At 34.2% G+C, this 19,896-nt stretch carries 31 protein-coding genes; 30 read left to right on the top strand and 1 reads right to left on the bottom strand.

What is annotated here, in order from left to right; all coding sequences use genetic code 11:
• Nucleotides 1-10: 10 nt before the first annotated feature.
• The 26 genes from rplB (at nt 11) to BLS98_RS05885 (ending at nt 14,391) form a co-directional block, all read left to right on the top strand.
• On the top strand, nt 11-832 hold the full coding sequence (gene rplB / locus BLS98_RS06010; RefSeq protein ID WP_089734602.1) for a 50S ribosomal protein L2: 822 nt from the start codon (nt 11-13) through the stop codon (nt 830-832).
• Between the two features lie 2 nt (nt 833-834).
• A complete protein-coding gene (rpsS, locus tag BLS98_RS06005; RefSeq protein ID WP_002983209.1) occupies nt 835-1,113 on the top strand; it encodes a 30S ribosomal protein S19 in 279 nt (92 codons plus the stop codon).
• Between the two features lie 2 nt (nt 1,114-1,115).
• The gene (gene rplV / locus BLS98_RS06000; protein WP_045491150.1) at nt 1,116-1,514 is read left to right on the top strand and encodes a 50S ribosomal protein L22; all 399 of its coding nucleotides are present in this window, start codon (nt 1,116-1,118) and stop codon (nt 1,512-1,514) included.
• 7 nt (nt 1,515-1,521) lie between these two features.
• Nucleotides 1,522-2,271 (top strand): 30S ribosomal protein S3, encoded by a 750-nt coding sequence (gene rpsC / locus BLS98_RS05995; RefSeq protein ID WP_034694675.1) that lies wholly within the window; start codon nt 1,522-1,524, stop codon nt 2,269-2,271.
• Nucleotides 2,272-2,369: 98 nt separating this feature from the next.
• Nucleotides 2,370-2,795, top strand: a complete 426-nt coding sequence (gene rplP / locus BLS98_RS05990; RefSeq protein ID WP_042720939.1) for a 50S ribosomal protein L16 — start codon at nt 2,370-2,372, stop codon at nt 2,793-2,795.
• A gap of 12 nt (nt 2,796-2,807) precedes the next feature.
• The gene (rpmC, locus tag BLS98_RS05985) at nt 2,808-2,993 is read left to right on the top strand and encodes a 50S ribosomal protein L29 (protein WP_089734600.1); all 186 of its coding nucleotides are present in this window, start codon (nt 2,808-2,810) and stop codon (nt 2,991-2,993) included.
• A 12-nt stretch (nt 2,994-3,005) separates the two neighbouring features.
• The gene (gene rpsQ, locus BLS98_RS05980) at nt 3,006-3,260 is read left to right on the top strand and encodes a 30S ribosomal protein S17 (RefSeq protein ID WP_027371715.1); all 255 of its coding nucleotides are present in this window, start codon (nt 3,006-3,008) and stop codon (nt 3,258-3,260) included.
• Between the two features lie 2 nt (nt 3,261-3,262).
• Nucleotides 3,263-3,631, top strand: coding sequence for a 50S ribosomal protein L14 (rplN, locus tag BLS98_RS05975; protein WP_002661337.1), 369 nt, complete (start codon nt 3,263-3,265; stop codon nt 3,629-3,631).
• 21 nt (nt 3,632-3,652) lie between these two features.
• Nucleotides 3,653-3,979, top strand: a complete 327-nt coding sequence (gene rplX / locus BLS98_RS05970) for a 50S ribosomal protein L24 (RefSeq protein ID WP_045491145.1) — start codon at nt 3,653-3,655, stop codon at nt 3,977-3,979.
• 11 nt (nt 3,980-3,990) lie between these two features.
• Nucleotides 3,991-4,542 carry a 50S ribosomal protein L5 gene (rplE, locus tag BLS98_RS05965; RefSeq protein ID WP_089734598.1) on the top strand — a complete coding sequence of 184 codons (552 nt, stop codon included), beginning with the start codon at nt 3,991-3,993 and terminating at the stop codon, nt 4,540-4,542.
• Between the two features lie 3 nt (nt 4,543-4,545).
• On the top strand, nt 4,546-4,815 hold the full coding sequence (gene rpsN / locus BLS98_RS05960; protein ID WP_002983233.1) for a 30S ribosomal protein S14: 270 nt from the start codon (nt 4,546-4,548) through the stop codon (nt 4,813-4,815).
• 147 nt (nt 4,816-4,962) lie between these two features.
• Nucleotides 4,963-5,361, top strand: a complete 399-nt coding sequence (gene rpsH, locus BLS98_RS05955) for a 30S ribosomal protein S8 (protein WP_034694686.1) — start codon at nt 4,963-4,965, stop codon at nt 5,359-5,361.
• Nucleotides 5,362-5,378: 17 nt separating this feature from the next.
• Nucleotides 5,379-5,924 (top strand): 50S ribosomal protein L6, encoded by a 546-nt coding sequence (rplF, locus tag BLS98_RS05950; RefSeq protein WP_045491138.1) that lies wholly within the window; start codon nt 5,379-5,381, stop codon nt 5,922-5,924.
• A gap of 15 nt (nt 5,925-5,939) precedes the next feature.
• On the top strand, nt 5,940-6,293 hold the full coding sequence (rplR, locus tag BLS98_RS05945) for a 50S ribosomal protein L18 (protein ID WP_077413597.1): 354 nt from the start codon (nt 5,940-5,942) through the stop codon (nt 6,291-6,293).
• A 19-nt stretch (nt 6,294-6,312) separates the two neighbouring features.
• Nucleotides 6,313-6,834, top strand: a complete 522-nt coding sequence (rpsE, locus tag BLS98_RS05940) for a 30S ribosomal protein S5 (protein ID WP_045491132.1) — start codon at nt 6,313-6,315, stop codon at nt 6,832-6,834.
• Between the two features lie 11 nt (nt 6,835-6,845).
• Nucleotides 6,846-7,022 (top strand): 50S ribosomal protein L30, encoded by a 177-nt coding sequence (rpmD, locus tag BLS98_RS05935; protein ID WP_027371710.1) that lies wholly within the window; start codon nt 6,846-6,848, stop codon nt 7,020-7,022.
• A gap of 21 nt (nt 7,023-7,043) precedes the next feature.
• Complete coding sequence (gene rplO / locus BLS98_RS05930) at nt 7,044-7,493, top strand: 50S ribosomal protein L15 (RefSeq protein WP_089734597.1); 450 nt, start codon at nt 7,044-7,046, stop codon at nt 7,491-7,493.
• Between the two features lie 9 nt (nt 7,494-7,502).
• Entirely contained in the window at nt 7,503-8,882 is a 1,380-nt protein-coding gene (secY, locus tag BLS98_RS05925) for a preprotein translocase subunit SecY (RefSeq protein ID WP_045491124.1), read from the top strand.
• A 3-nt stretch (nt 8,883-8,885) separates the two neighbouring features.
• The gene (gene infA, locus BLS98_RS05920) at nt 8,886-9,101 is read left to right on the top strand and encodes a translation initiation factor IF-1 (protein WP_034684855.1); all 216 of its coding nucleotides are present in this window, start codon (nt 8,886-8,888) and stop codon (nt 9,099-9,101) included.
• Between the two features lie 62 nt (nt 9,102-9,163).
• On the top strand, nt 9,164-9,280 hold the full coding sequence (gene rpmJ / locus BLS98_RS05915) for a 50S ribosomal protein L36 (protein WP_007839480.1): 117 nt from the start codon (nt 9,164-9,166) through the stop codon (nt 9,278-9,280).
• Nucleotides 9,281-9,287: 7 nt separating this feature from the next.
• Nucleotides 9,288-9,665 carry a 30S ribosomal protein S13 gene (gene rpsM, locus BLS98_RS05910; RefSeq protein ID WP_034738759.1) on the top strand — a complete coding sequence of 126 codons (378 nt, stop codon included), beginning with the start codon at nt 9,288-9,290 and terminating at the stop codon, nt 9,663-9,665.
• A gap of 12 nt (nt 9,666-9,677) precedes the next feature.
• Nucleotides 9,678-10,067: a 30S ribosomal protein S11 gene (gene rpsK, locus BLS98_RS05905; protein ID WP_034694697.1), complete on the top strand. Its 390-nt coding sequence runs from the start codon at nt 9,678-9,680 to the stop codon at nt 10,065-10,067.
• Between the two features lie 19 nt (nt 10,068-10,086).
• On the top strand, nt 10,087-10,695 hold the full coding sequence (gene rpsD / locus BLS98_RS05900; RefSeq protein ID WP_045491111.1) for a 30S ribosomal protein S4: 609 nt from the start codon (nt 10,087-10,089) through the stop codon (nt 10,693-10,695).
• A gap of 33 nt (nt 10,696-10,728) precedes the next feature.
• The gene (locus BLS98_RS05895) at nt 10,729-11,724 is read left to right on the top strand and encodes a DNA-directed RNA polymerase subunit alpha (protein ID WP_089734595.1); all 996 of its coding nucleotides are present in this window, start codon (nt 10,729-10,731) and stop codon (nt 11,722-11,724) included.
• Between the two features lie 6 nt (nt 11,725-11,730).
• A complete protein-coding gene (gene rplQ, locus BLS98_RS05890) occupies nt 11,731-12,243 on the top strand; it encodes a 50S ribosomal protein L17 (RefSeq protein WP_089734593.1) in 513 nt (170 codons plus the stop codon).
• A gap of 75 nt (nt 12,244-12,318) precedes the next feature.
• Entirely contained in the window at nt 12,319-14,391 is a 2,073-nt protein-coding gene (locus BLS98_RS05885) for a T9SS type A sorting domain-containing protein (protein ID WP_089734591.1), read from the top strand.
• An 81-nt stretch (nt 14,392-14,472) separates the two neighbouring features.
• On the opposite strand, the gene BLS98_RS05880 is transcribed toward BLS98_RS05885, so the two are convergent.
• Complete coding sequence (locus BLS98_RS05880) at nt 14,473-14,907, bottom strand: hypothetical protein (RefSeq protein WP_089734590.1); 435 nt, start codon at nt 14,905-14,907, stop codon at nt 14,473-14,475.
• A 342-nt stretch (nt 14,908-15,249) separates the two neighbouring features.
• Between BLS98_RS05880 and BLS98_RS05875 the strand changes: the two genes are divergently transcribed.
• The 4 genes from BLS98_RS05875 to BLS98_RS05855 all read left to right on the top strand — a co-directional run bounded on the left by BLS98_RS05875 (nt 15,250) and on the right by BLS98_RS05855 (nt 19,750).
• Nucleotides 15,250-15,882: a response regulator transcription factor gene (locus tag BLS98_RS05875; RefSeq protein ID WP_089734588.1), complete on the top strand. Its 633-nt coding sequence runs from the start codon at nt 15,250-15,252 to the stop codon at nt 15,880-15,882.
• 6 nt (nt 15,883-15,888) lie between these two features.
• The gene (locus BLS98_RS05870; RefSeq protein ID WP_089734585.1) at nt 15,889-16,617 is read left to right on the top strand and encodes a hypothetical protein; all 729 of its coding nucleotides are present in this window, start codon (nt 15,889-15,891) and stop codon (nt 16,615-16,617) included.
• A 564-nt stretch (nt 16,618-17,181) separates the two neighbouring features.
• Nucleotides 17,182-18,027: a sensor histidine kinase gene (locus BLS98_RS05860; protein WP_228425459.1), complete on the top strand. Its 846-nt coding sequence runs from the start codon at nt 17,182-17,184 to the stop codon at nt 18,025-18,027.
• 124 nt (nt 18,028-18,151) lie between these two features.
• The gene (locus tag BLS98_RS05855) at nt 18,152-19,750 is read left to right on the top strand and encodes a hypothetical protein (RefSeq protein ID WP_089734579.1); all 1,599 of its coding nucleotides are present in this window, start codon (nt 18,152-18,154) and stop codon (nt 19,748-19,750) included.
• Nucleotides 19,751-19,896 lie beyond the last annotated feature (146 nt).

The raw sequence follows: 19,896 nt of genomic DNA, 5'->3' as shown, positions 1-19,896 counted from the left end.
AATAATAGTAATGTCTGTTAGAAAATTAAAACCTATCACCCCGGGACAGAGATTCAGAATTGTAAACAATTTTGAAGAAATTACTACCAACAAACCAGAGAAATCTCTAACAGTTGGTATTAGTAAGTCAGGTGGACGTAACCAAACTGGTAAAATGACCATGCGTTACACCGGAGGTGGACACAAAAAGAAATACAGAATTATTGACTTCAAGAGAAACAAACCAAACGTTGAAGCAACTGTAAAATCTGTAGAATACGATCCAAACAGAACTGCATTTATCGCTTTATTAGAATATGCTGATGGAGAGAAGAGATATATCATCGCTCCAAACGGTATCAAAGTTGATCAGAAAGTAATTTCTGGTGACAGTGTAGAGCCAAATGTAGGGAACGCAATGAAGTTGAAAAACATTCCATTAGGTACTGTAATTTCTTGTGTTGAAATGAAGCCTGGTCAAGGTGCAATTTTAGCAAGAAGTGCTGGTTCTTCAGCTCAATTGACTTCTAGAGATGGTAAATATGCAATCATCAAATTGCCTTCAGGAGAATCAAGAATGATCCTTACTGAATGTTATGCAATGATTGGATCAGTTTCCAACTCAGATCACCAATTGACTGTATCAGGTAAGGCTGGTAGAAGCAGATGGTTAGGAAGAAGACCTAGAACAAGAGCGGTTGTAATGAACCCAGTAGATCACCCAATGGGAGGTGGTGAAGGACGTTCTTCAGGAGGTCACCCAAGATCTAGAAACGGTATGCCGTCTAAAGGTTACAAAACTAGAAAGAAAAACAAAGTGTCTAACCGTTACATCGTATCTAAAAGAAAATAATTATGGCAAGATCACTTAAGAAAGGACCGTTCATTCATCATACTTTAGATAAGAAGGTTCAGGCAAATATAGAGTCTGGTAAGAAGACAGTTATCAAAACTTGGTCTAGAGCATCGATGATCTCTCCGGACTTCGTAGGACAAACTATTGCTGTACACAACGGGAAATCTTTTATCCCAGTTTATGTTACAGAAAACATGGTTGGTCACAAGTTAGGCGAATTTTCTCCAACAAGATCTTTCAGAGGTCATGGTGGTAACAAAAACAAAGGAAGCAGATAATCATGGGATCAAGAAAACAAGATAGTTCAATCGCAAGAAAAGAAGCTAACAAAGACGTTGTAAAAGCTTCATTAAATAATTGCCCATCTTCTCCAAGAAAAATGAGATTAGTAGTTGATATCATTAGAGGAGAACAGGTAGATAAAGCTCTTTATATCCTAAAATATTCAAAGAAGGATGCATCTAACAAGTTAGAGAAATTACTTCTTTCTGCTATGGCAAACTGGCAGGCAAAAAACGAAGGTGCTGATATTGAAGAAGCAAACCTTATCGTTAAAGAAATCTTCGTGGATAGTGCAAGACAATTGAAGAGACTAAGACCAGCTCCACAAGGTAGAGGGTATAGAATCAGAAAAAGATCTAACCACGTTACATTAATCTTAGGTAATAAAGAAAATTAATCAAGGTATGGGACAGAAGACAAATCCAATTGGTAATAGATTAGGTATCATCAGAGGATGGGATTCTAACTGGTTTGGTGGAAACGATTATGGAGACAGAATCGCAGAAGACTACAAAATCAGAAGATACCTTGAGGCTAGATTATCTAAAGGTGGTATTTCAAAAATTTATATTGAGAGAACACTTAAATTAGTTACAGTTACAATTACTACTGCTAGACCGGGACTTATCATCGGTAAAGGAGGTCAGGAAGTTGATAAATTGAAAGAAGAATTGAAGAAACTTACAGGTAAGGATATTCAAATCAACATTTTCGAAATCAAAAGACCTGAATTAGATGCTGTACTAGTTGCTGATAGTATTTCTAAGCAAATTGAAAACAGAATTTCTTACAGAAGAGCTGTTAAAATGGCAATGGCAAGTACTATGAGAATGGGTGCTGAAGGTATCAAAGTTCAAATCTCTGGTAGATTGAACGGAGCTGAAATGGCAAGATCAGAATCTTTCAAAGAAGGAAGAATTCCATTGTCAACTTTCAGAGCTGATATCGATTACCACTGGGCAGAAGCTCACACTACTTACGGTAGATTAGGAGTGAAAGTTTGGATCATGAAAGGTGAAGTTTACGGTAAAAGAGAACTTTCTCCACTAGTGGGACAACAGAAAAAAGGAGGTCAGTCAGACAGAGGAAACAGAGGAGGAGACAGAGACAACAGAAGACCTAGAAAAAACAACAACAATAACAATAATAATTAAAATTTTAGATTAGAAATTTTGAATTTTAAATTACCGTTACTTTTTTAAAATTAAAAAAAATCTAAAATCTAAAATCTAAAATCTAAAATTTAGAAATTATGTTACAACCAAAAAGAACCAAATTCCGTAGAGTTCACAAGATGAAGATGAAGGGGAATGCCCAAAGAGGTAGTCAACTTGCTTACGGAACTTTTGGGATCAAAGCAACTGAGGGGGCTTGGATCACTGCAAGACAAATTGAAGCTGCTCGTATTGCTGCGACAAGATATATGAAGAGAGAAGGTCAACTATGGATCAAAATCTTCCCAGATAAGCCAATTACAAAGAAACCAGCGGAAGTACGTATGGGTAAAGGTAAGGGTGCTGTTGAATACTGGGTAGCTGTAGTAAAACCAGGTAAAATTATGTTCGAAATCGGAGGTGTACCTTACGAAATCGCTAAGGAAGCTTTAAGACTTGCTGCACAAAAATTACCAGTAGTTACTAAATTCATCGTTGCTAACGATTTTGTTAAACCTCTATAATCTTTGAATACAATGAAAAAAGCTGATATTAAAAATTTAAGCGCGGGTGATATTCAAGCTCAATTAACTGAAGCAAAAGCTCAATATTCTAAATTGAAGTTGGCTCATGCAATCAGCCCAATTGAAAACCCGATTCAAATCAGAGATTTGAGAAAAGCAATCGCAAGACTAAACACTGAGTTAACTAACAAACAATAATTTCATTTTACAATGGATAGAAATTTAAGAAAAGAAAGAATCGGAGTGGTTTCCAGCAATAAAATGGAAAAAACTATTGTTGTTAGTGAAACTACAAGAGTAAAGCACCCGATGTACGGTAAATTCGTTTTGAAAACGAAAAAATATACTGCACACGACGAGAACAACGAATGCACAGAAGGTGATACAGTTCTTATCCAAGAAACTAGACCTTTGAGCAAGAGCAAGAGATGGAGATTAGTAAGAATCATTGAAAAAGCTAAGTAATAATGTTACAAACAGAATCAAGATTAAAAGTTGCTGATAACACAGGTGCTAAAGAAGTACTAGTTATTAGAGTTCTGGGAGGAACCAGAAGAAGATATGCTTCAGTTGGTGATAAAATCGTTGTTACGATCAAAGATTCTACACCATCAGGAAACGCAAAAAAAGGTCAGGTATCTAAAGCTGTAGTAGTAAGAACTAAAAAAGCAGTAAGAAGAAAAGATGGTTCATACATCAAATTCGACGACAATGCTTGTGTATTACTAAACGCAGCGGGAGAAATGAGAGGAACACGTGTTTTCGGACCTGTTGCTCGTGAGTTGAGAGACAAAGAATATATGAAAGTCATTTCATTAGCTCCTGAAGTACTTTAATTTTTAAAATTTTTTAAAGAAATGTCAAAGTTAAAAATAAAAAGAGGAGATAACGTAATCATTACTACTGGTAAGAAAGATATCAAAGGTAAGACTGGTGAAGTTATTGAAGTGATTAAGAAAGAAGGAAGAGACCCTAGAGTAATTGTTGCGGGACTTAACATCATCAAAAAGCACGTTAAGCCTTCAGCTTCTAACCCTCAAGGAGGAATCGTTGAAAAAGAAGCTTCTATCCATATCTCAAACATAGCTTTAGTTGGTAAAGACGGAAAAGCTATCAAAATCGGTTACAAAATCGAAGGAGATAAGAAAGTAAGAATCAACAAAAAAACGGGTGAAACTTTATAATTTGAATTAACATGGAATTTATAGCAAGACCCAAAAAAATATACAGAGAGACAATTGTTCCTGCAATGATGGAAGAATTCGGGTACAAGTCAATTATGCAAGTACCTAGATTAGAGAAAATCGTTGTATCACAAGGTTTAGGAGACGCTACTGCAGATAAGAAAATTATCGATTATGCTGTAGAAGAACTTACAAACATCACAGGTCAGAAAGCAGTAGGTACGATCTCTAAGAAAGACGAAGCTGCATTCAAACTTAGAAAAGGTATGCCTGTAGGTGCTAAAGTAACTTTGAGAGCTCACAGAATGTATGAGTTCTTAGACAGACTTACTTCTTCTGCTTTACCACGTATCAGAGATTTCTCTGGTATCAAAGCAGATGGTTTCGATGGTAGAGGTAACTACAACTTAGGTATTACTGAGCAAATTATCTTCCCTGAAATCGTAATTGACAAAGTGAAAAAAATCCAAGGGATGGACATCACTTTCGTAACTACTGCGAAAACAGATAAAGAAGCTAAAGCATTATTAACTCACTTCGGTTTACCATTTAAAAAGAACTAAGAAATGGCTAAAGAATCAATGAAAGCGCGTGAGCGCAAAAGAGAAGCACTAGTTGCTAAATACGCTGCTAAAAGACAAGCTCTTAAAGAAGCTGGTGATTACGAAGGACTTCAAAAATTGCCGAAAAATGCTTCTCCTGTAAGATTACACAACAGATGTAAACTAACAGGTAGACCAAGAGGATACATGAGAACGTTTGGTATTTCCAGAGTAACTTTCAGAGAAATGGCTAACAACGGTCTTATCCCAGGTGTAAGAAAAGCTAGTTGGTAATAATTACTAATTAAAAATCGGGACAATTAAGTTGTCGAGATACTAAAGAATAATAATATCAGACCGAAGATTTCTGACGTCTGATATTGTTCTCTTCAAGTCTTTTCAAAACTGATTGTTCTTTAACCAATAATTTATAAAAGAAAAATGGTAACAGATCCAATTTCAGATTTCCTAACAAGAGTAAGGAACGCACAAAGCGCAGGCCACAAAGTGGTGGAAATTCCTGCATCGAAAATCAAAAAGGAGATTACTAAGATCCTATTTGATCAAGGGTATATCTTAAACTACAAGTTTGAAGATAACGCTGTTCAAGGAGTGATCAAAATCGCTTTAAAGTACGATAAGCAAACTAACAAACCTGCTATTAAGTCTATCCAAAGAGCTTCAAGACCAGGTTTAAGACAGTACAAAGGTTCTACTGAACTTCCAAGAGTACTAAACGGTTTGGGTATTTCTATCATCTCTACTTCTAAAGGAGTAATGACTGACAAGAAAGCTAGAGAAGAGAAAGTAGGCGGTGAAGTAATCTGCTATGTTTATTAATTTTTAATCAGAGGAAAATGTCAAGAATTGGTAAAGCAATTATAACAATTCCAGCTGGAGTTACAGTCACTGAAAATAACGGTGTAGTAACTGTAAAAGGAGCAAAAGGAGAACTTTCTCAAGAGCTTACAGCAGGAATTACTTTAGAACAAAAAGATGGTGAACTTAATGTAAACAGACCATCTGATTCTAAGCAACACAAAGCGCTTCACGGTTTATACAGAGCGTTAATCAACAACATGATTGTTGGTGTAAATACAGGTTTCGAAAAGAAACTAGAACTAGTAGGGGTAGGATATAGAGCTTCACACGCAGGTCAAAAACTTGAGTTAGCTTTAGGATTCTCTCACGGTATCGTATTAGAACTTCCTAGCGAAGTAAAAGTTGATACATTGACTGAAAAAGGTAAAAACCCAATTATTACTTTAACGTCTCACGACAACCAACTTCTAGGAATGGTAGCTGCAAAGATCCGTTCTTTCAGAAAGCCTGAGCCATACAAAGGAAAAGGTGTAAGATTCGTAGGAGAAATTGTTAGACGTAAAGCTGGTAAATCTGCTTAATAAATTATAAGTATTATGGCATTAAGTAAATTAGAAAAAAGAATAAGAATCAAAAGAAGAGTAAGAGGGAAAATCTCTGGATCTTCTGAATTGCCAAGATTATCTGTATACAAAAGTAATAAGGAAATTTACGCTCAGTTAATCGACGATAAAAATGGTAAAACTTTAGCATCAGCTTCTTCTAGAGAAAAAGGTGTAGACGCTAAAGGTACTAAGACTGAAATTTCTGCTGCTGTTGGTAAAGCTATCGCTGCTAAAGCTATCGCTGCAGGAATCGAAAGTATTGTATTTGACAGAAACGGTTTCGTATATCACGGTAGAGTAAAAGCTCTAGCTGATGGTGCGAGAGAAGGTGGACTTAAATTCTAATCATTAAATTTCGGAAAATATGTTAGGACTAGATAATATAGAAAGAGTAAAACCGGGAGGATTAGAATTAAAAGATCGTCTCGTAGCTGTTAACAGAGTAACAAAAGTAACTAAAGGAGGTAGAGCTTTCGGATTTTCTGCTATTGTTGTAGTAGGGAATGAAGAAGGTATTATCGGTTTTGGTTTAGGAAAATCTAAAGAGGTTGCTTCTGCAATTGCTAAAGCAGTTGAAGACGCTAAGAAAAACCTTGTTAAAGTTCCTGTAATGAACCACACTATTCCTCACCAAACTACTGCTAGATACGGTGGTGCAGATATCTTCTTAAGACCTGCTTCTCATGGTACAGGACTTATCGCAGGTGGTGCGGTAAGAGCGGTATTGGAATCAGCTGGTATTCACGATATCCTTTCAAAATCTAAAGGATCTTCTAACCCTCATAACGTAGTGAAAGCTACTTTCAAAGCGTTATTAGATATCAGAAGACCTGAAGAGATCGCAAGAATGAGAGGAGTTTCTCTAAGTAAAGTGTTTAACGGTTAATAGATAAAACAATGGCAACAATTAAAGTAAAGCAAGTAAGAAGCGCTATTGGTAGAACAAAAACCCAAAAGAGAACGCTTGAAGCATTAGGATTAAAAAAACTTCACCAAGTTGTGGAACATGAAGCGACTCCTTCTATCTTAGGAATGATCGCTGCTGTAGGTCACTTACTAGAAGTTCAAAAATAATTTTATAAAAGAGAAATTAAAATGAATTTAAACAATATACAACCAGCAGCAGGTTCTACATTCAATTCAAAAAGAATTGGTAGAGGACAAGGTACTGGAAAAGGAGGTACTTCAACAAAAGGACACAAAGGTCAGAAAGCTAGAGCTGGTTATTCTCAGAAGATCGGTTTCGAAGGTGGACAGATGCCTTTACAAAGAAGATTACCTAAATTCGGATTCAAAAACGTAAACAGAAAAGAGTTTAGAGGAGTTAACCTTGATACTATCCAAACTTTAATCGAGAACAAATCCATCACTGGAGAGATCACGAAAGAAGTTTTAGTAGCAAACGGGATAGTTTCTAAAAACGAATTAGTGAAAATTATGGGTAGAGGAGAATTGAAATCTGCGGTTTCAATCTCTGCTGACAAATTCACTAAATCTGCTGAAGAGCTTATTGCTAAAGCAGGTGGAAAAGCAATTACCTTATAATACTTACTAATGAAAGAATTTATACAAACACTTAAAAATATTTGGAGTCTTAAAGAATTGAGAGATAAAATTCTCTTCACTTTAGGTATTATCCTTGTGTATAGATTCGCATCTTATATCTCACTTCCCGCAATTAACCTTGCAGAGGTGGGAGATCTCTTAGAGCATTATAAAAATCAAGGCGGTAACAAGCAAGGAGCAGGTCTCCTTGGCTTGCTTTCGTCGTTTACGGGGGGAGCTTTCAGCCACGCTTCCGTAATGGCGTTAGGAATCATGCCTTATATTTCTGCTTCTATTATTGTTCAGTTGATGGGGATGGCTATTCCTTATCTTCAGAAGCTTCAGAAAGATGGAGAGTCAGGTAGAAATACATTGAACCAAATTACAAGATGGTTAACGATTGGGGTTTGTCTGGTACAAGCACCTTCTTACTTAACTTCTATTACTCAATTATTCTTACCGTATGCTCAATTCCAATCTGCATATTTTGTAGAACCAAATTCAATCATGTTCTGGCTGCCAAGTATTGTTATCCTGGTAGGTGGTTCAGTGTTTGCAATGTGGTTAGGTGAAAAGATTACCGATAAGGGAATCGGAAATGGTATCTCTATCCTTATTATGGTGGGGATTCTTTCAAGATTACCTGAGGCATTCGTTCAGGAGATGGCCGTGCAGAACGGAAAAGGAGGAATGGGATCTATCATGATCCTTATTGAAGTATTATTCTGGATGTTGGTTGTTCTTTTAGCAGTGATTTTATCAGTGGCTGTTAGAAAAATTCCAATTCAGTATGTAAGCAGAGCTCAAGCAAGAGGAGGTGTAAACAAGAATCTTATGCAGGGCGCGAGACAATGGATTCCATTGAAAGTAAATGCTGCTGGTGTAATGCCGATTATCTTTGCTCAGGCATTGATGTTCGTACCAGGACTATTAACAAAATTCGATGAGTCTAACACTTTTCTTGCAGGTTTCAAGAATGTTTTTAGCTGGCAGTACAATGTATTGTTTGCGCTATTAATTATTATCTTCTCGTTTTTCTATACTGCAATTACAATTCCGGTGAACCAAATGGCTGATGATTTGAAGAGAAATGGAGGTTTAGTACCGAAAGTAAGACCCGGAAAAGAGACAGCAGATTATTTAGATGATATTTTATCAAAAATTACCTTGCCAGGTGCAATTTTTTTATCTATCTTTGCAGTCCTTCCAGCAATTGTGCATGGAAGCTTTGTTCAGACAGATGCGTTTGCCCTATTTTTCGGGGGAACGTCACTATTAATTATGGTAGGTGTAATTTTAGATACAGTTCAACAGATTAATACATATCTGCTGAACCATCATTATGATGGCTTAATGCAGTCTAAACTGTCTAGAACGACTGGATATTAATTTATGGCAAAACAAAAACATATTGAACAAGATGGCGTTATAACGGAAGCACTTTCGAACGCTCAGTTCCGTGTAGAACTAGAGAATGGGCATATACTTATTGCTCATATTTCTGGTAAAATGCGAATGCACTATATTAAACTTTTACCTGGTGATAAGGTAAAACTAGAAATGTCTCCTTATGATTTAACAAAAGGGAGAATCACATTTAGATATTAAAACAATTAGCCAAATGGAATTCTCATTCCATTTGGCATTTGTAAAAAATAAATACTATCAAAATGAAAGTAAGAGCATCAATTAAAAAAAGAAGCGCTGATTGCAAAATCGTACGCAGAAAAGGTGTACTATTCGTAATCAACAAGAAGAACCCAAAATTTAAACAAAGACAAGGTTAATTAAATTATGGCGAGAATTGCAGGTATTGATTTACCAAAAAACAAAAGAGGAGTTATCGGTTTAACTTACATTTATGGTGTTGGAAGAAATACTTCTTCTGAAATCCTTAAAGCTGCCGGTATCAGCGAAGACAAAAAAGTCAACGAATGGAATGACGATGAATTGGCTGCCATCAGAACTTATATCTCAGAAAACGTAAAAGTAGAAGGAGAATTAAGATCTGAAGTGCAATTGAACATTAAGAGATTAATGGACATAGGATGCCAACGAGGAATACGTCACAGACTTGGATTACCTTTAAGAGGCCAGAGAACGAAAAACAACTCTAGAACCCGAAAAGGAAAGAGAAAAACTGTTGCTAACAAGAAAAAAGCTAGTAAATAATCGTTAGGAATTATGGCAAAACAAACTAAAGTAGTTAAGAAGAGAAAAGTAAAAGTTGAAGCTATTGGTGAAGCGCATATTCAGGCTTCTTTCAATAACATCATCATTTCTTTAACAAATAAAAACGGAGAGGTTATCTCTTGGGCTTCTGCCGGTAAAATGGGATTCAGAGGTTCTAAAAAGAATACTCCATTTGCTGCTCAGATGGCAGCTGAAAATTGCTCTGCTGTAGCTCACGAAGCTGGTTTAAGAAGAGTAAAGGTGTTTGTGAAAGGTCCAGGTGCAGGTAGAGAATCTGCTATCAGATCTATTCACAATTCAGGAATTGAAGTTAGCGAGATCGTTGATGTGACTCCAATGCCACACAACGGATGTAGACCACCAAAAAGAAGAAGAGTTTAATTTTTAGAATTTACCCATTATGGCAAGATATATTGGACCTAAAACTAAGATTGCTAGAAAGTTTGGTGCTGCAATCTACGGAGATGACAAAAACTTCGAAAAGAGAAAAAACCAACCGCCAGGACAACACGGTCCTAACAAAAGAAGAGGTGCTAAAAAATCAGAATATGCAGTTCAGTTAGCTGAAAAACAAAAAGCTAAATATACTTACGGTATTTTAGAAAGACAGTTTGCTAACTTATTTGAAAAAGCACACAGAAGCAAAGGAGTAACAGGGGAAGTTCTATTACAACTTTGTGAATCAAGATTGGATAACGTTGTATACAGATTAGGTTTTGCTAAAACTAGATCTGGTGCAAGACAATTAGTTTCTCACAGACACATTACTGTGAACGGAGAGATTCTTAATATCCCTTCTTACTTGGTAAAAGCTGGTGATGTAATCGCTGTAAGAGAAAAGTCTAAGTCTCTTGAAGTTGTTACCAATGCATTGGCTTCTAAGTCAAACTATGAGTGGTTACAATTCAACGATGAGAAGAAAGAAGGTACCTTCATTTCTGCTCCTGAAAGAATCCAAATTCCGGAAGACATCAAGGAGAACCTTATCGTCGAACTTTACTCTAAATAATTTTTTAATCAAATTTTTGCTCAACCCAATAATATGGCAATTTTACAATTCATAAAACCCGATAAAGTAATTTTACTTAACTCTGATGAATTTAAAGGTCAATTTGAATTCAGACCTTTAGAACCAGGTTTCGGGCTTACAATCGGTAATGCTTTGAGAAGAGTGTTGCTTTCTTCTCTGGAAGGATACGCTATTTCATCTATCAAAATAGAAGGTGTAGAGCACGAATTTTCAACCATTCCAGGAGTAATCGAAGACGTTACCGAAATTATTCTTAACCTAAAGCAGGTTAGATTAAAAGCTTCAGCAGAAGGCCAGGCTAACGAGCAGGTTGTTGCTAAAGTTTCAGGTCAAACGATTATTACTGCTGGAGATTTAGGAAAATCGATCAACGGATTCGAGGTTTTAAACCCGGATTTAATGATTTGTAACCTAAATACTGATGTAACTTTCGAAATTACTTTCAATATTGAAAAAGGTAGAGGATATGTTCCTTCAGAACAAAATAAGTCAAACAATGCACCTGTAGGTACTATTGCTATTGACTCTATTTTCACGCCGATCAAGAAAGTACAGTACAGCATTGAAAATTATCGTGTAGAGCAAAAAACAGACTACGAAAAACTTGTATTAGATATAGAAACTGACGGGTCTATTAGCCCTCAGAATGCTTTAACAGAAGCTTCTAAGATATTAATTTATCACTTCATGTTATTCTCTGATGAGAGAATCACGCTTGAAACTGAAGCTGTAAAAGCATCTATCCAATATGATGAGGAAACTCTTCACACAAGACAATTACTTAAGTCTAAATTAGCAGATATGGATCTTTCTGTAAGAGCCCTTAACTGTCTAAAAGCAGCTGAAGTAGAAACTCTTGGAGAATTGGTTTCTTACAGTAAGTCTGATTTGATGAAATTCAGAAATTTTGGTAAAAAATCTTTGACAGAACTAGAAGAATTAGTGCATTCAAAAGGTCTTAACTTCGGTTTCGACGTTGCAAAATATAAGTTAGACGCTGATAAATAATTAATAATGAGACACGGTAAAAAATTCAATCACTTAGGAAGAACTTCATCTCACAGAAGTGCGATGCTTTCTAATATGGCTTGTTCTCTAATTGAGCATAAAAGAATCAACACTACTGTAGCTAAAGCTAAAGCTTTAAGAGTATATGTTGAGCCTCTATTAACAAAAGCAAAAGAAGATACTACACATAACAGAAGAGTAGTATTCTCTTACCTTCAAAATAAATTTGCGGTTGCTGAATTATTCAGAACTGTAGCTCCTAAAATCGCTGAAAGAAACGGTGGTTATACAAGAATCATTAAGACAGGTTTCAGACCAGGTGATGCTGCTGATATGGCTCTTATCGAATTAGTAGATTTCAACGAGCTTTACAACCCTAATGCTGAAGAGAAAAAAGCTACAAGAAGAAGCAGAAGATCTACACCAGCTAAAGCAGCAGTTGTTGCTGATGCTCCAGTAGTAGAAGAAAAAGTAGAAGAAGCTAAAGCTGACACTACTGAAGAAAAAACTGAAGAATAATAAGTTTTACACTTCAAAATATTTTAAAGGAGCTTGTAGTTTACTACAAGCTCCTTTTGTTTAAAAACTATAACTATGAAAAAAATATTACTTTTGACAGCAATACTATGCTGTATTTTATTTTCCAGCCAGTCATTGAATACGGATTGGCAGCTTACTACACCATTTTTAAAAGGAGAGAGTGTGATGAAGATGGAAATTTTACCAGATGGAAGTTACTTGGTAAAAAAAAGAAACGATTATGATGATCTGTTGATCACTGAAAATGATGGTAAAACATGGCGTCAAATCAATGAGATGAGTAAGGTAAGAGATTTTACGATTCATAACAATAGAGGATATGCTGTAATAGGATTCGATCTGATCGTTACTGATCCTAAATTCTCTACTCCGGGTACTTCTCACCCCCTGCCTAGTTCCTATTTTCCTCAGGCATTGTTTGTTCTCAATGATAACACCATTTTCATTAGTACCTACAATAGTAAAATCATGAAATCTACAGATGGCGGGGTAACGTGGAATATCTATAGTGTACCTACTGTTTATGCAGATAAAATTACCAGTTTATTCTTTACAGATACAAATACAGGATATTGTGTGAATGAGGGAACAGCCGGTAATAGCTTTATTTTTAAATCAACGGATGGAGGTCAGACCTGGATTAAGGTAAGTGAAATCACTGGTAAATTTTGGAAAGTTATTTTTAAGAATGCACTAAACGGTATTGCTACTCTGGATGATGGAACTACCAAATATACATTGGATGGTGGAACTACTTGGATGACTGCAAATATTCCTTGGCTAAATGATATTAAGGTTTATAATAATGAATTCGTCGCTGTTGGACTTGGTATTCCAAACAAATTATATAGAACACTTACAGGGGAAGTATGGGATTCAACTCTTATCTATCCTTCTTCATACTATATCTTTACTTCTCTGGCAGTAAGTGGAGGAAAATTTCTTTTGGGTACAGATAATGAAACAAGTGATGAAATAAACCATTCTATTTTTAAAAGTACAGATCTTGTTAATTGGATTCCTACAAATGTCAAATGGATTCTTCGCGGAGGCTTAATGTATAATAATGCTTATGCATCTAAACATTTGGCAGCAGTGGGAGGTTACGTCTCAGTAGATAAAGGAATGACCTGGAAGTATATGCCTTCTAATGTGCCCATCGGTCCTTTAAGTATACTTTCTAACGGTAAAGGAATTGGAATTCGTAATAATTCCTATGAATTTTGGAGAACACAAAATAGCGGTTTAACATGGACTGCCCAAAATATTCCGTATCCTTTAACAGGTGCACTTGCAATGAAACCTAATGGTGATTTCGCAATAGCAACGAGAGGAGACAATGCAAATTCTTATAAAGGATATGTTACTACTTACAATGCAACTACAGGATGGTCAACTCCTTTTGAAGTAGGACGACATGTGAGAGTAATGAAGTTTGTGGATAACAATGTAGGATTTCTTCTTACTAGTGAAAAAATGATGAAAACAATTGATGGTGGTATAACTTGGACCGTCATTAACTTTCCGGGAGTATTTGATCAACCCAGAGATATTGTTTTTGGAAATTCATCAAGGATATATGTAGGGCAGTACTGTTCTGTTGATCTTGGAAACACATGGTTTATAAATAATAACTGGACATCATCGTTTAAAGATTTTGAAATTTTTGATGATGGCATGGGTTATGGAGTCTATAAAGGGGGTGTTTGGAAAACAACAAATTATGGAGTATCCTGGCAAAAAATATTGGAAACCAAATTATTATATTTGACCGGAGCAAATATGGGGAAGTTCGCCATTAATAAAGACTATATAATAGGAACAGCATCGTATGGATTTTATGCATTGGATTTGGTAAACGGAACTTTGTCGACCCATGATGCAAGAATCGAAACCAATCATAAAATGAGAATTTATCCCAATCCTACTTCTTCTGTTTTGTTTTTTGATAGTAATAAAGAACAAATAAAGAATATCGTAGTAGTTGATATGGCAGGGAGAGTGTTCAAGAATATAGATTCTCCTAAAGGAAGCTCCATAGATATTTCTGATCTTGCGAAAGGAAACTACTTTGTAAAAATTACTACCCATAGTAAAACATACCTTGAAAAGGTAATTAAAAAATAAAATAAAATCCGTTCAGAATTCTGAACGGATTTTATTTTTATCCTAGATATAGTAATCAAAATTTTTTACTATTAAGCTAATTTAAATCTTAGTTCTTTTTAACGGAATGATATTGTTCCCTTGTTCCAAATGAAGACTGTCTCCTTTTACCCTTACTGTCATGTCATCTTTCTTATAGATGGTTTCGTCTCCTTTGGTTTCTGTCTTAATAAGGGTGAATGTTTTCTTGTTGCTGGTAATGGCCACTGTACTTTCTTTCGGATCATTTTTGAATATTACTTTCACCAATGTACCATCAGTGGCTTTATATACAAAATCCGTTTTTTCAGTTTTCTGACCGTTAACGTCAACTGTTGATGAACTCTGGGTTACAGAATCAACTTTTCCGTTGTTATCCGTAACTACTGTTGTTGAGCTGTCTGTTTTAATGATACTCTTATTTCCACCTTCACTTTTTTTGCAGCTGATTACAGTTAATGTAAGAACAGCGCCCAGTGTTAAAAGACTTTTTTTCATGATTATATTATTTGATATTCAATATGATTTTTACCTTTTAATTTTACAAAAATCATGCCTTACAATATGATAAATTTTTGCTGTTTTTTACACAAATAATTTCTCTTTTTCTTTTAATAATACGAAAATCATCCCCTAGTTTTAGTAACGAAATCATTATCAGTACCATGATAGATTGATTTGTTAAAATTTATTAAAAAAATAAGGTTTTGAAACAGAAAAATAATTAATTTTAATAAGATCAAAAGCTAACCATAACGATACACTCAAACTTAAAGATTACCCAAAAGTGTAATTGACTCCTATCTGTTTTCTGTTGAAATTTGCTTCAAATAAAAAGACATGAGCATTTCCATCGCCATAGTAGAAGACGAAAAAAACTACAACAATGCGTTGAAGAAGGTGATCAATTATCAACAGGATATGAAAGTTGTTGCCCAATTCTTCGATGGCAATGATGCTTTGAAAAACCTTCCTGACCTTTCCCCCAATGTTGTGATGATGGATATCCAGCTGCAAGATATGCTGGGTATTGAAATCATTGAAAAGCTCAAAAAAGAAATGCCGGAAACCCAGTTCATCATGTGCACCAGTTTTGAAGATGATGAAAAGATTTTTAATTCTTTAAAAGCAGGGGCTATGGGATATCTTGTTAAGGGAGAAAGCATGGATAAAATTCTTTCGTCAATCCGGGATGTTTATAATGGAGGTGCTCCCATGAGTTTTTCTATTGCCCGAAAAGTATTGCAGCATTTTGAAAGAAAACTGCCCGAAATTAAAGGCTTGGAAGAACTTACAAATCGAGAAAAGGAAATTCTTGAATTGCTCTCACAGGGACTTCTTTATAAAGAAATTGCCGATAAAAAGTGTATCAGCATAGATACCGTGAAAAAGCATGTTGGAAATATGTACAGAAAACTCCACGTCAGTAATAAAGTGGAGGCTATTAATAAATTTAACCATTTTAAAAACTGAGACATTATGAAAACCAAACTATCAGAACTTTTTTTTGAACCGGCAATAGAAGAAATGCCAAAAATTCTTCTTCAGGCTTTTGCTGTAACTCCTATTCCGGAGGGTGATTTTATCAAATTAACAGATGAATTTAAACTTTTAAAAAATAAAGATGAAGTTTCTTTTATTGATTCTATTATAGTTGACAAGACACTTATCGATATTATTTTAAAGTCTTCAAAAAGAAATGCCAATTTCTGCTTTATAGAAAGAGAAAACAATATTTCTTTAATGCTCCATTTATCAGATCTTGTTGCATCTCTTGATTCAGGGGATGAAGTGTATAGTCTGGATGGAATCGAGATTGGGGGAATGAAAGTATATAATCTGGTTAAATCAACAACACCGATTGACTATCTTAATGAAAAGAAAAATTATGAATTGGGACTTGGAGATTATATTAATGGAAAGACGAACATGGTTAATACCCGAATTGTATCTTATGAAAAAGATGATATAGCTTTATTTAATTTTAATTCCTCTAAATATTATTCTGCTATATGGGATCATTTCAAATATGTAAAAATAAGTTTTATTATTTTTAAAAGAATAAAAGAGTCAGTTCTTGATGCTGAATATAAAAAACGGCTTGGCAGGCTTTCCATCGCGATGCAATATTGTTTTGAAACTGAAGATGGTGGAGGCACGGTAATTTCTCTTAGCAACCCTTCTGATATAACCAGTTTATGGCCTTAACCATATTTTATTATATATATTGCTGCAGTTTATTAACGCTTACAATATTATTTTTTACTTTGGGAATAAGAAAGAAATTTTATTCCCAAAGTTTCTTTTTTATATACCTGTTAGCAACCTTATTAGTAGATGTTGTAATGGGCTTTGCAGAAAAAATATTAAAAGTAGATGAGCCGAATGCTATACGTTTTAACTTTTATATTATCTTCTCTATTTTATATTTTAACTATTTGTATTGGGATAAGAAACGGTGGAATATTTTTCTCATTATTCTTTCAGTATTTTGTTTTTTCTTTATCTATATATTGAAAATAGATCTTCTAAATAATATTTTCGATTTAAGATTAGGTTTCATTATCTCGTTCTATTATATAATTGTTTCGCTATCATGGTTGCTGAAAAAGAATTATTATTTTGATGGAGAGAAAATTATAAACAATCCACTGTATTGGATCAGCCTGTCACAAATTGTTTGGGCTAGCTTTTTTATTCTACGAACAGTTCCCATGTATTATTTTAATGATTCCAACAAAAGTATTCTAAGCTTTAGTAAGATTCTTTTTATTGCAGGAAATTATATTAGTATTATATTATACACTTGTGCTTATTTTAAATGGAAAAAAAATAGTTATGCCAGACAAGATTAAACTTACTATACTTTTAATAAGTATTATTATTGTTTTTATAGTTATAAGTCTGGCTTTTATAACTTATCTGTTTAATAAAAAAAGATTGCTTTTTTTACAAGAACAACAACTCAAAGAAGCAGAACACCAAAACCAGCTTCTCCAGAAAGAGCTCGAAAAACAAAAAGTCATAGAACAGGAGCGTGAACGCATTTCTCATGATATGCATGATGATCTTGGGGCAGGTATTTCAGCTCTTAAACTTCAGGCAGAATTCCTGAAACAAAAAGCTACTGATGACGATTTACAGTGCGATATAGATGAACTTCTTAAAACGTCTGAAGAAATGAATACTTCTATGCGAGAAATGCTTTGGAGCCTAAATTCGGGAAATGATACATTGGGAAGCTTTGTTGATTATGCTATATTATACACTGGAAACTTTTTAAAGAAAACAAAAGTGATCCTTCATTCAGAATGTGAAGGTATTATTTCTGATACTCCAATTTCTACTGAGCTGAGACGTAACCTTTTTTTATGCTTAAAAGAAGCGGTTAATAATGTATACAAACACAGTCAGGCAAATGCTTTAAAACTTTCATTCTCCCAAAACGAAAATAAGCTCTTAATAACTATTCAAGATAACGGGATAGGTATTCCTGATAATCAATCACAAGGAAACGGACTTCGAAATATGAAAAGAAGAATGAATGAAGTAGAAGGGGAGTGTAATATCCTTTCTACAAACTCAGGAACCAGCCTGACCTTTGAAGTAAAATTATAGTTTTCTCTGACTTTTTATGAATAGCACCATTTCTAATGATGCTTTTTGTTTTTACAATCACCCTTTTGTGTAATTGACAGATGTATTTTTTAGAAGGAACTTTGAGTTAATAAAACCAATAGCCATGAAAACTCAAATTTTTCTTCTGATTTTAATAATATTATTAAATTCTTGTAGCGCTTACGATAACAGCTTTACAAAAAATAAAGCTGTTATGGAAAATGATGTAATCTATGCTGACGATTATTATTACTCACAGGCAGTTAATGAGTATGATGCGGTGAAAAATATTCTTTTTGGACTGAGTACTAGAGATCAAAACAATGCTATTTCTTTAATGGGGAAAATACTTGAAAATGGAGTGTCAGCAAAAGAAGAATTATTGAAAAAAGGATTTATTAACTGTATTTTCATAGAACCTAGTAAACTAAAAGATTTAGATGCTGGTTTTCAGTTCAAGCAATATTTTTTTACCAGCAATAATAGAGCTGCTTTGAATGCTTTTGGAATCGCAAACGTTTCTGCATCTAAAAAATTAAGCTATTTAGTCATAGATTATCTTCAGTATAAAGATATTATGTGCTATAAACTTCCTACGATACGTTATGCAGTGGGAATTCGTGCTGAATTTACGATTCATGATTCCAATATTATATTTAAAGGAAATGGGATTGGATCATTGGCGCAATTGGCAATGGATGTTGAAAGTAATAAAAAGAAAGTAGATATTTCTATTAAAACGATTGGAATTACCGGACTTCAGTCGAGGGTTCCACTTCCTGAAAATAATAATTTTGATATTTCTACATTCGCTGATTTTAAGGCTGTATTAACTTTTATCAAGACAATGAAAGATGGAGATGCTGAAGGTGAAATTACATTTGCTCCACAAATCATCCCTGTCTTAGATAAATATAGAAGTAACTTGGAATCTTCAGTGTATGCAAATATTGAAAAAATAGATTTGTTGAAGAAGAGTATTGAAAATGCAAAACTTGATGAGGAAGAAGAATGGAAAAGAGAAGTGATAAAGAATTTGAAAGATGCTTCTAAAGAGTTATATAATTTGGAAGTCACTCGTATTCGTAATAATAAAGAAAGATTGGTTAATTATTCCAAATTTATACAAGATAATTCTTCTGTAAATAGTCTTATAAGGCTCGATAGTGTGGCTACAAATATTTTTAAAAAACCAGTAAATGATACAAAGCCTAATGAAAAGGATATTATAGGAGCAGCAATATATCAGTTGAGCCTTAATAAACTTTTAAAAGCAAAAGAAATAGTTTCAGACTGTAATGGTGAAGACTGTGATAAAGTAAAACAAAAATTAAATACTGTTCCTGTAAATGGTAAGCAGATTAACTTAAAAAAGATCAGTGAAGAGCTAGAAAATAAATATACAGATAAAACAGAGATCAAAAATATTAAGAATGAAAAATGGCTTTATATATGTACCGTTGATAGAAATTCTCTTGTTCAGGAATCTATTATTAATGAATTAAAAGTTAATGATAAGTATGATTTAAATATGCAGAGCAAATATTCAGTAAATACAGATGCAAATATTAGAGATAATCACCCTGAAAAAAAAGAAGATGATTGGATGAAAGGGATAATTATAGATGTTTTAAAAGAAAATAAAACATTCACCATACAGGAAATAACACGTATTCCAGGAGGGAATAATGAAACTTATATTTGGGCGAGAATTCTTTATTGATATTCTTTAGATTATTTGAAAAGGTAAAACACAAATGACTCTCCAGTATGATAAGATCTGGAGAGTTTTTTTAGTGAAAATCGTACTCATTAATTTTCTGATTTAAGACAATGTAATTCCTCGGTTTATCATAATATAAATTAACT

Origin of the sequence: Chryseobacterium jejuense, from assembly GCF_900100075.1 — a bacterium.
Classification (GTDB): Bacteria; Bacteroidota; Bacteroidia; order Flavobacteriales; family Weeksellaceae; genus Chryseobacterium; species Chryseobacterium jejuense.
The sequence above is the reverse complement of the archived record's forward strand: the minus strand, read 5'-3'. Positions and strand labels throughout refer to the sequence as shown.

Coding starts and splice junctions, on each gene's coding strand:
- rplB (WP_089734602.1), top strand. CDS start 11: ATGTCTGTTAGAAAATTAAAACCTATCACCCCGGGACAGAGATTCAGA.
- rpsS (WP_002983209.1), top strand. CDS start 835: ATGGCAAGATCACTTAAGAAAGGACCGTTCATTCATCATACTTTAGAT.
- rplV (WP_045491150.1), top strand. CDS start 1,116: ATGGGATCAAGAAAACAAGATAGTTCAATCGCAAGAAAAGAAGCTAAC.
- rpsC (WP_034694675.1), top strand. CDS start 1,522: ATGGGACAGAAGACAAATCCAATTGGTAATAGATTAGGTATCATCAGA.
- rplP (WP_042720939.1), top strand. CDS start 2,370: ATGTTACAACCAAAAAGAACCAAATTCCGTAGAGTTCACAAGATGAAG.
- rpmC (WP_089734600.1), top strand. CDS start 2,808: ATGAAAAAAGCTGATATTAAAAATTTAAGCGCGGGTGATATTCAAGCT.
- rpsQ (WP_027371715.1), top strand. CDS start 3,006: ATGGATAGAAATTTAAGAAAAGAAAGAATCGGAGTGGTTTCCAGCAAT.
- rplN (WP_002661337.1), top strand. CDS start 3,263: ATGTTACAAACAGAATCAAGATTAAAAGTTGCTGATAACACAGGTGCT.
- rplX (WP_045491145.1), top strand. CDS start 3,653: ATGTCAAAGTTAAAAATAAAAAGAGGAGATAACGTAATCATTACTACT.
- rplE (WP_089734598.1), top strand. CDS start 3,991: ATGGAATTTATAGCAAGACCCAAAAAAATATACAGAGAGACAATTGTT.
- rpsN (WP_002983233.1), top strand. CDS start 4,546: ATGGCTAAAGAATCAATGAAAGCGCGTGAGCGCAAAAGAGAAGCACTA.
- rpsH (WP_034694686.1), top strand. CDS start 4,963: ATGGTAACAGATCCAATTTCAGATTTCCTAACAAGAGTAAGGAACGCA.
- rplF (WP_045491138.1), top strand. CDS start 5,379: ATGTCAAGAATTGGTAAAGCAATTATAACAATTCCAGCTGGAGTTACA.
- rplR (WP_077413597.1), top strand. CDS start 5,940: ATGGCATTAAGTAAATTAGAAAAAAGAATAAGAATCAAAAGAAGAGTA.
- rpsE (WP_045491132.1), top strand. CDS start 6,313: ATGTTAGGACTAGATAATATAGAAAGAGTAAAACCGGGAGGATTAGAA.
- rpmD (WP_027371710.1), top strand. CDS start 6,846: ATGGCAACAATTAAAGTAAAGCAAGTAAGAAGCGCTATTGGTAGAACA.
- rplO (WP_089734597.1), top strand. CDS start 7,044: ATGAATTTAAACAATATACAACCAGCAGCAGGTTCTACATTCAATTCA.
- secY (WP_045491124.1), top strand. CDS start 7,503: ATGAAAGAATTTATACAAACACTTAAAAATATTTGGAGTCTTAAAGAA.
- infA (WP_034684855.1), top strand. CDS start 8,886: ATGGCAAAACAAAAACATATTGAACAAGATGGCGTTATAACGGAAGCA.
- rpmJ (WP_007839480.1), top strand. CDS start 9,164: ATGAAAGTAAGAGCATCAATTAAAAAAAGAAGCGCTGATTGCAAAATC.
- rpsM (WP_034738759.1), top strand. CDS start 9,288: ATGGCGAGAATTGCAGGTATTGATTTACCAAAAAACAAAAGAGGAGTT.
- rpsK (WP_034694697.1), top strand. CDS start 9,678: ATGGCAAAACAAACTAAAGTAGTTAAGAAGAGAAAAGTAAAAGTTGAA.
- rpsD (WP_045491111.1), top strand. CDS start 10,087: ATGGCAAGATATATTGGACCTAAAACTAAGATTGCTAGAAAGTTTGGT.
- BLS98_RS05895 (WP_089734595.1), top strand. CDS start 10,729: ATGGCAATTTTACAATTCATAAAACCCGATAAAGTAATTTTACTTAAC.
- rplQ (WP_089734593.1), top strand. CDS start 11,731: ATGAGACACGGTAAAAAATTCAATCACTTAGGAAGAACTTCATCTCAC.
- BLS98_RS05885 (WP_089734591.1), top strand. CDS start 12,319: ATGAAAAAAATATTACTTTTGACAGCAATACTATGCTGTATTTTATTT.
- BLS98_RS05880 (WP_089734590.1), bottom strand. CDS start 14,907: ATGAAAAAAAGTCTTTTAACACTGGGCGCTGTTCTTACATTAACTGTA.
- BLS98_RS05875 (WP_089734588.1), top strand. CDS start 15,250: ATGAGCATTTCCATCGCCATAGTAGAAGACGAAAAAAACTACAACAAT.
- BLS98_RS05870 (WP_089734585.1), top strand. CDS start 15,889: ATGAAAACCAAACTATCAGAACTTTTTTTTGAACCGGCAATAGAAGAA.
- BLS98_RS05855 (WP_089734579.1), top strand. CDS start 18,152: ATGAAAACTCAAATTTTTCTTCTGATTTTAATAATATTATTAAATTCT.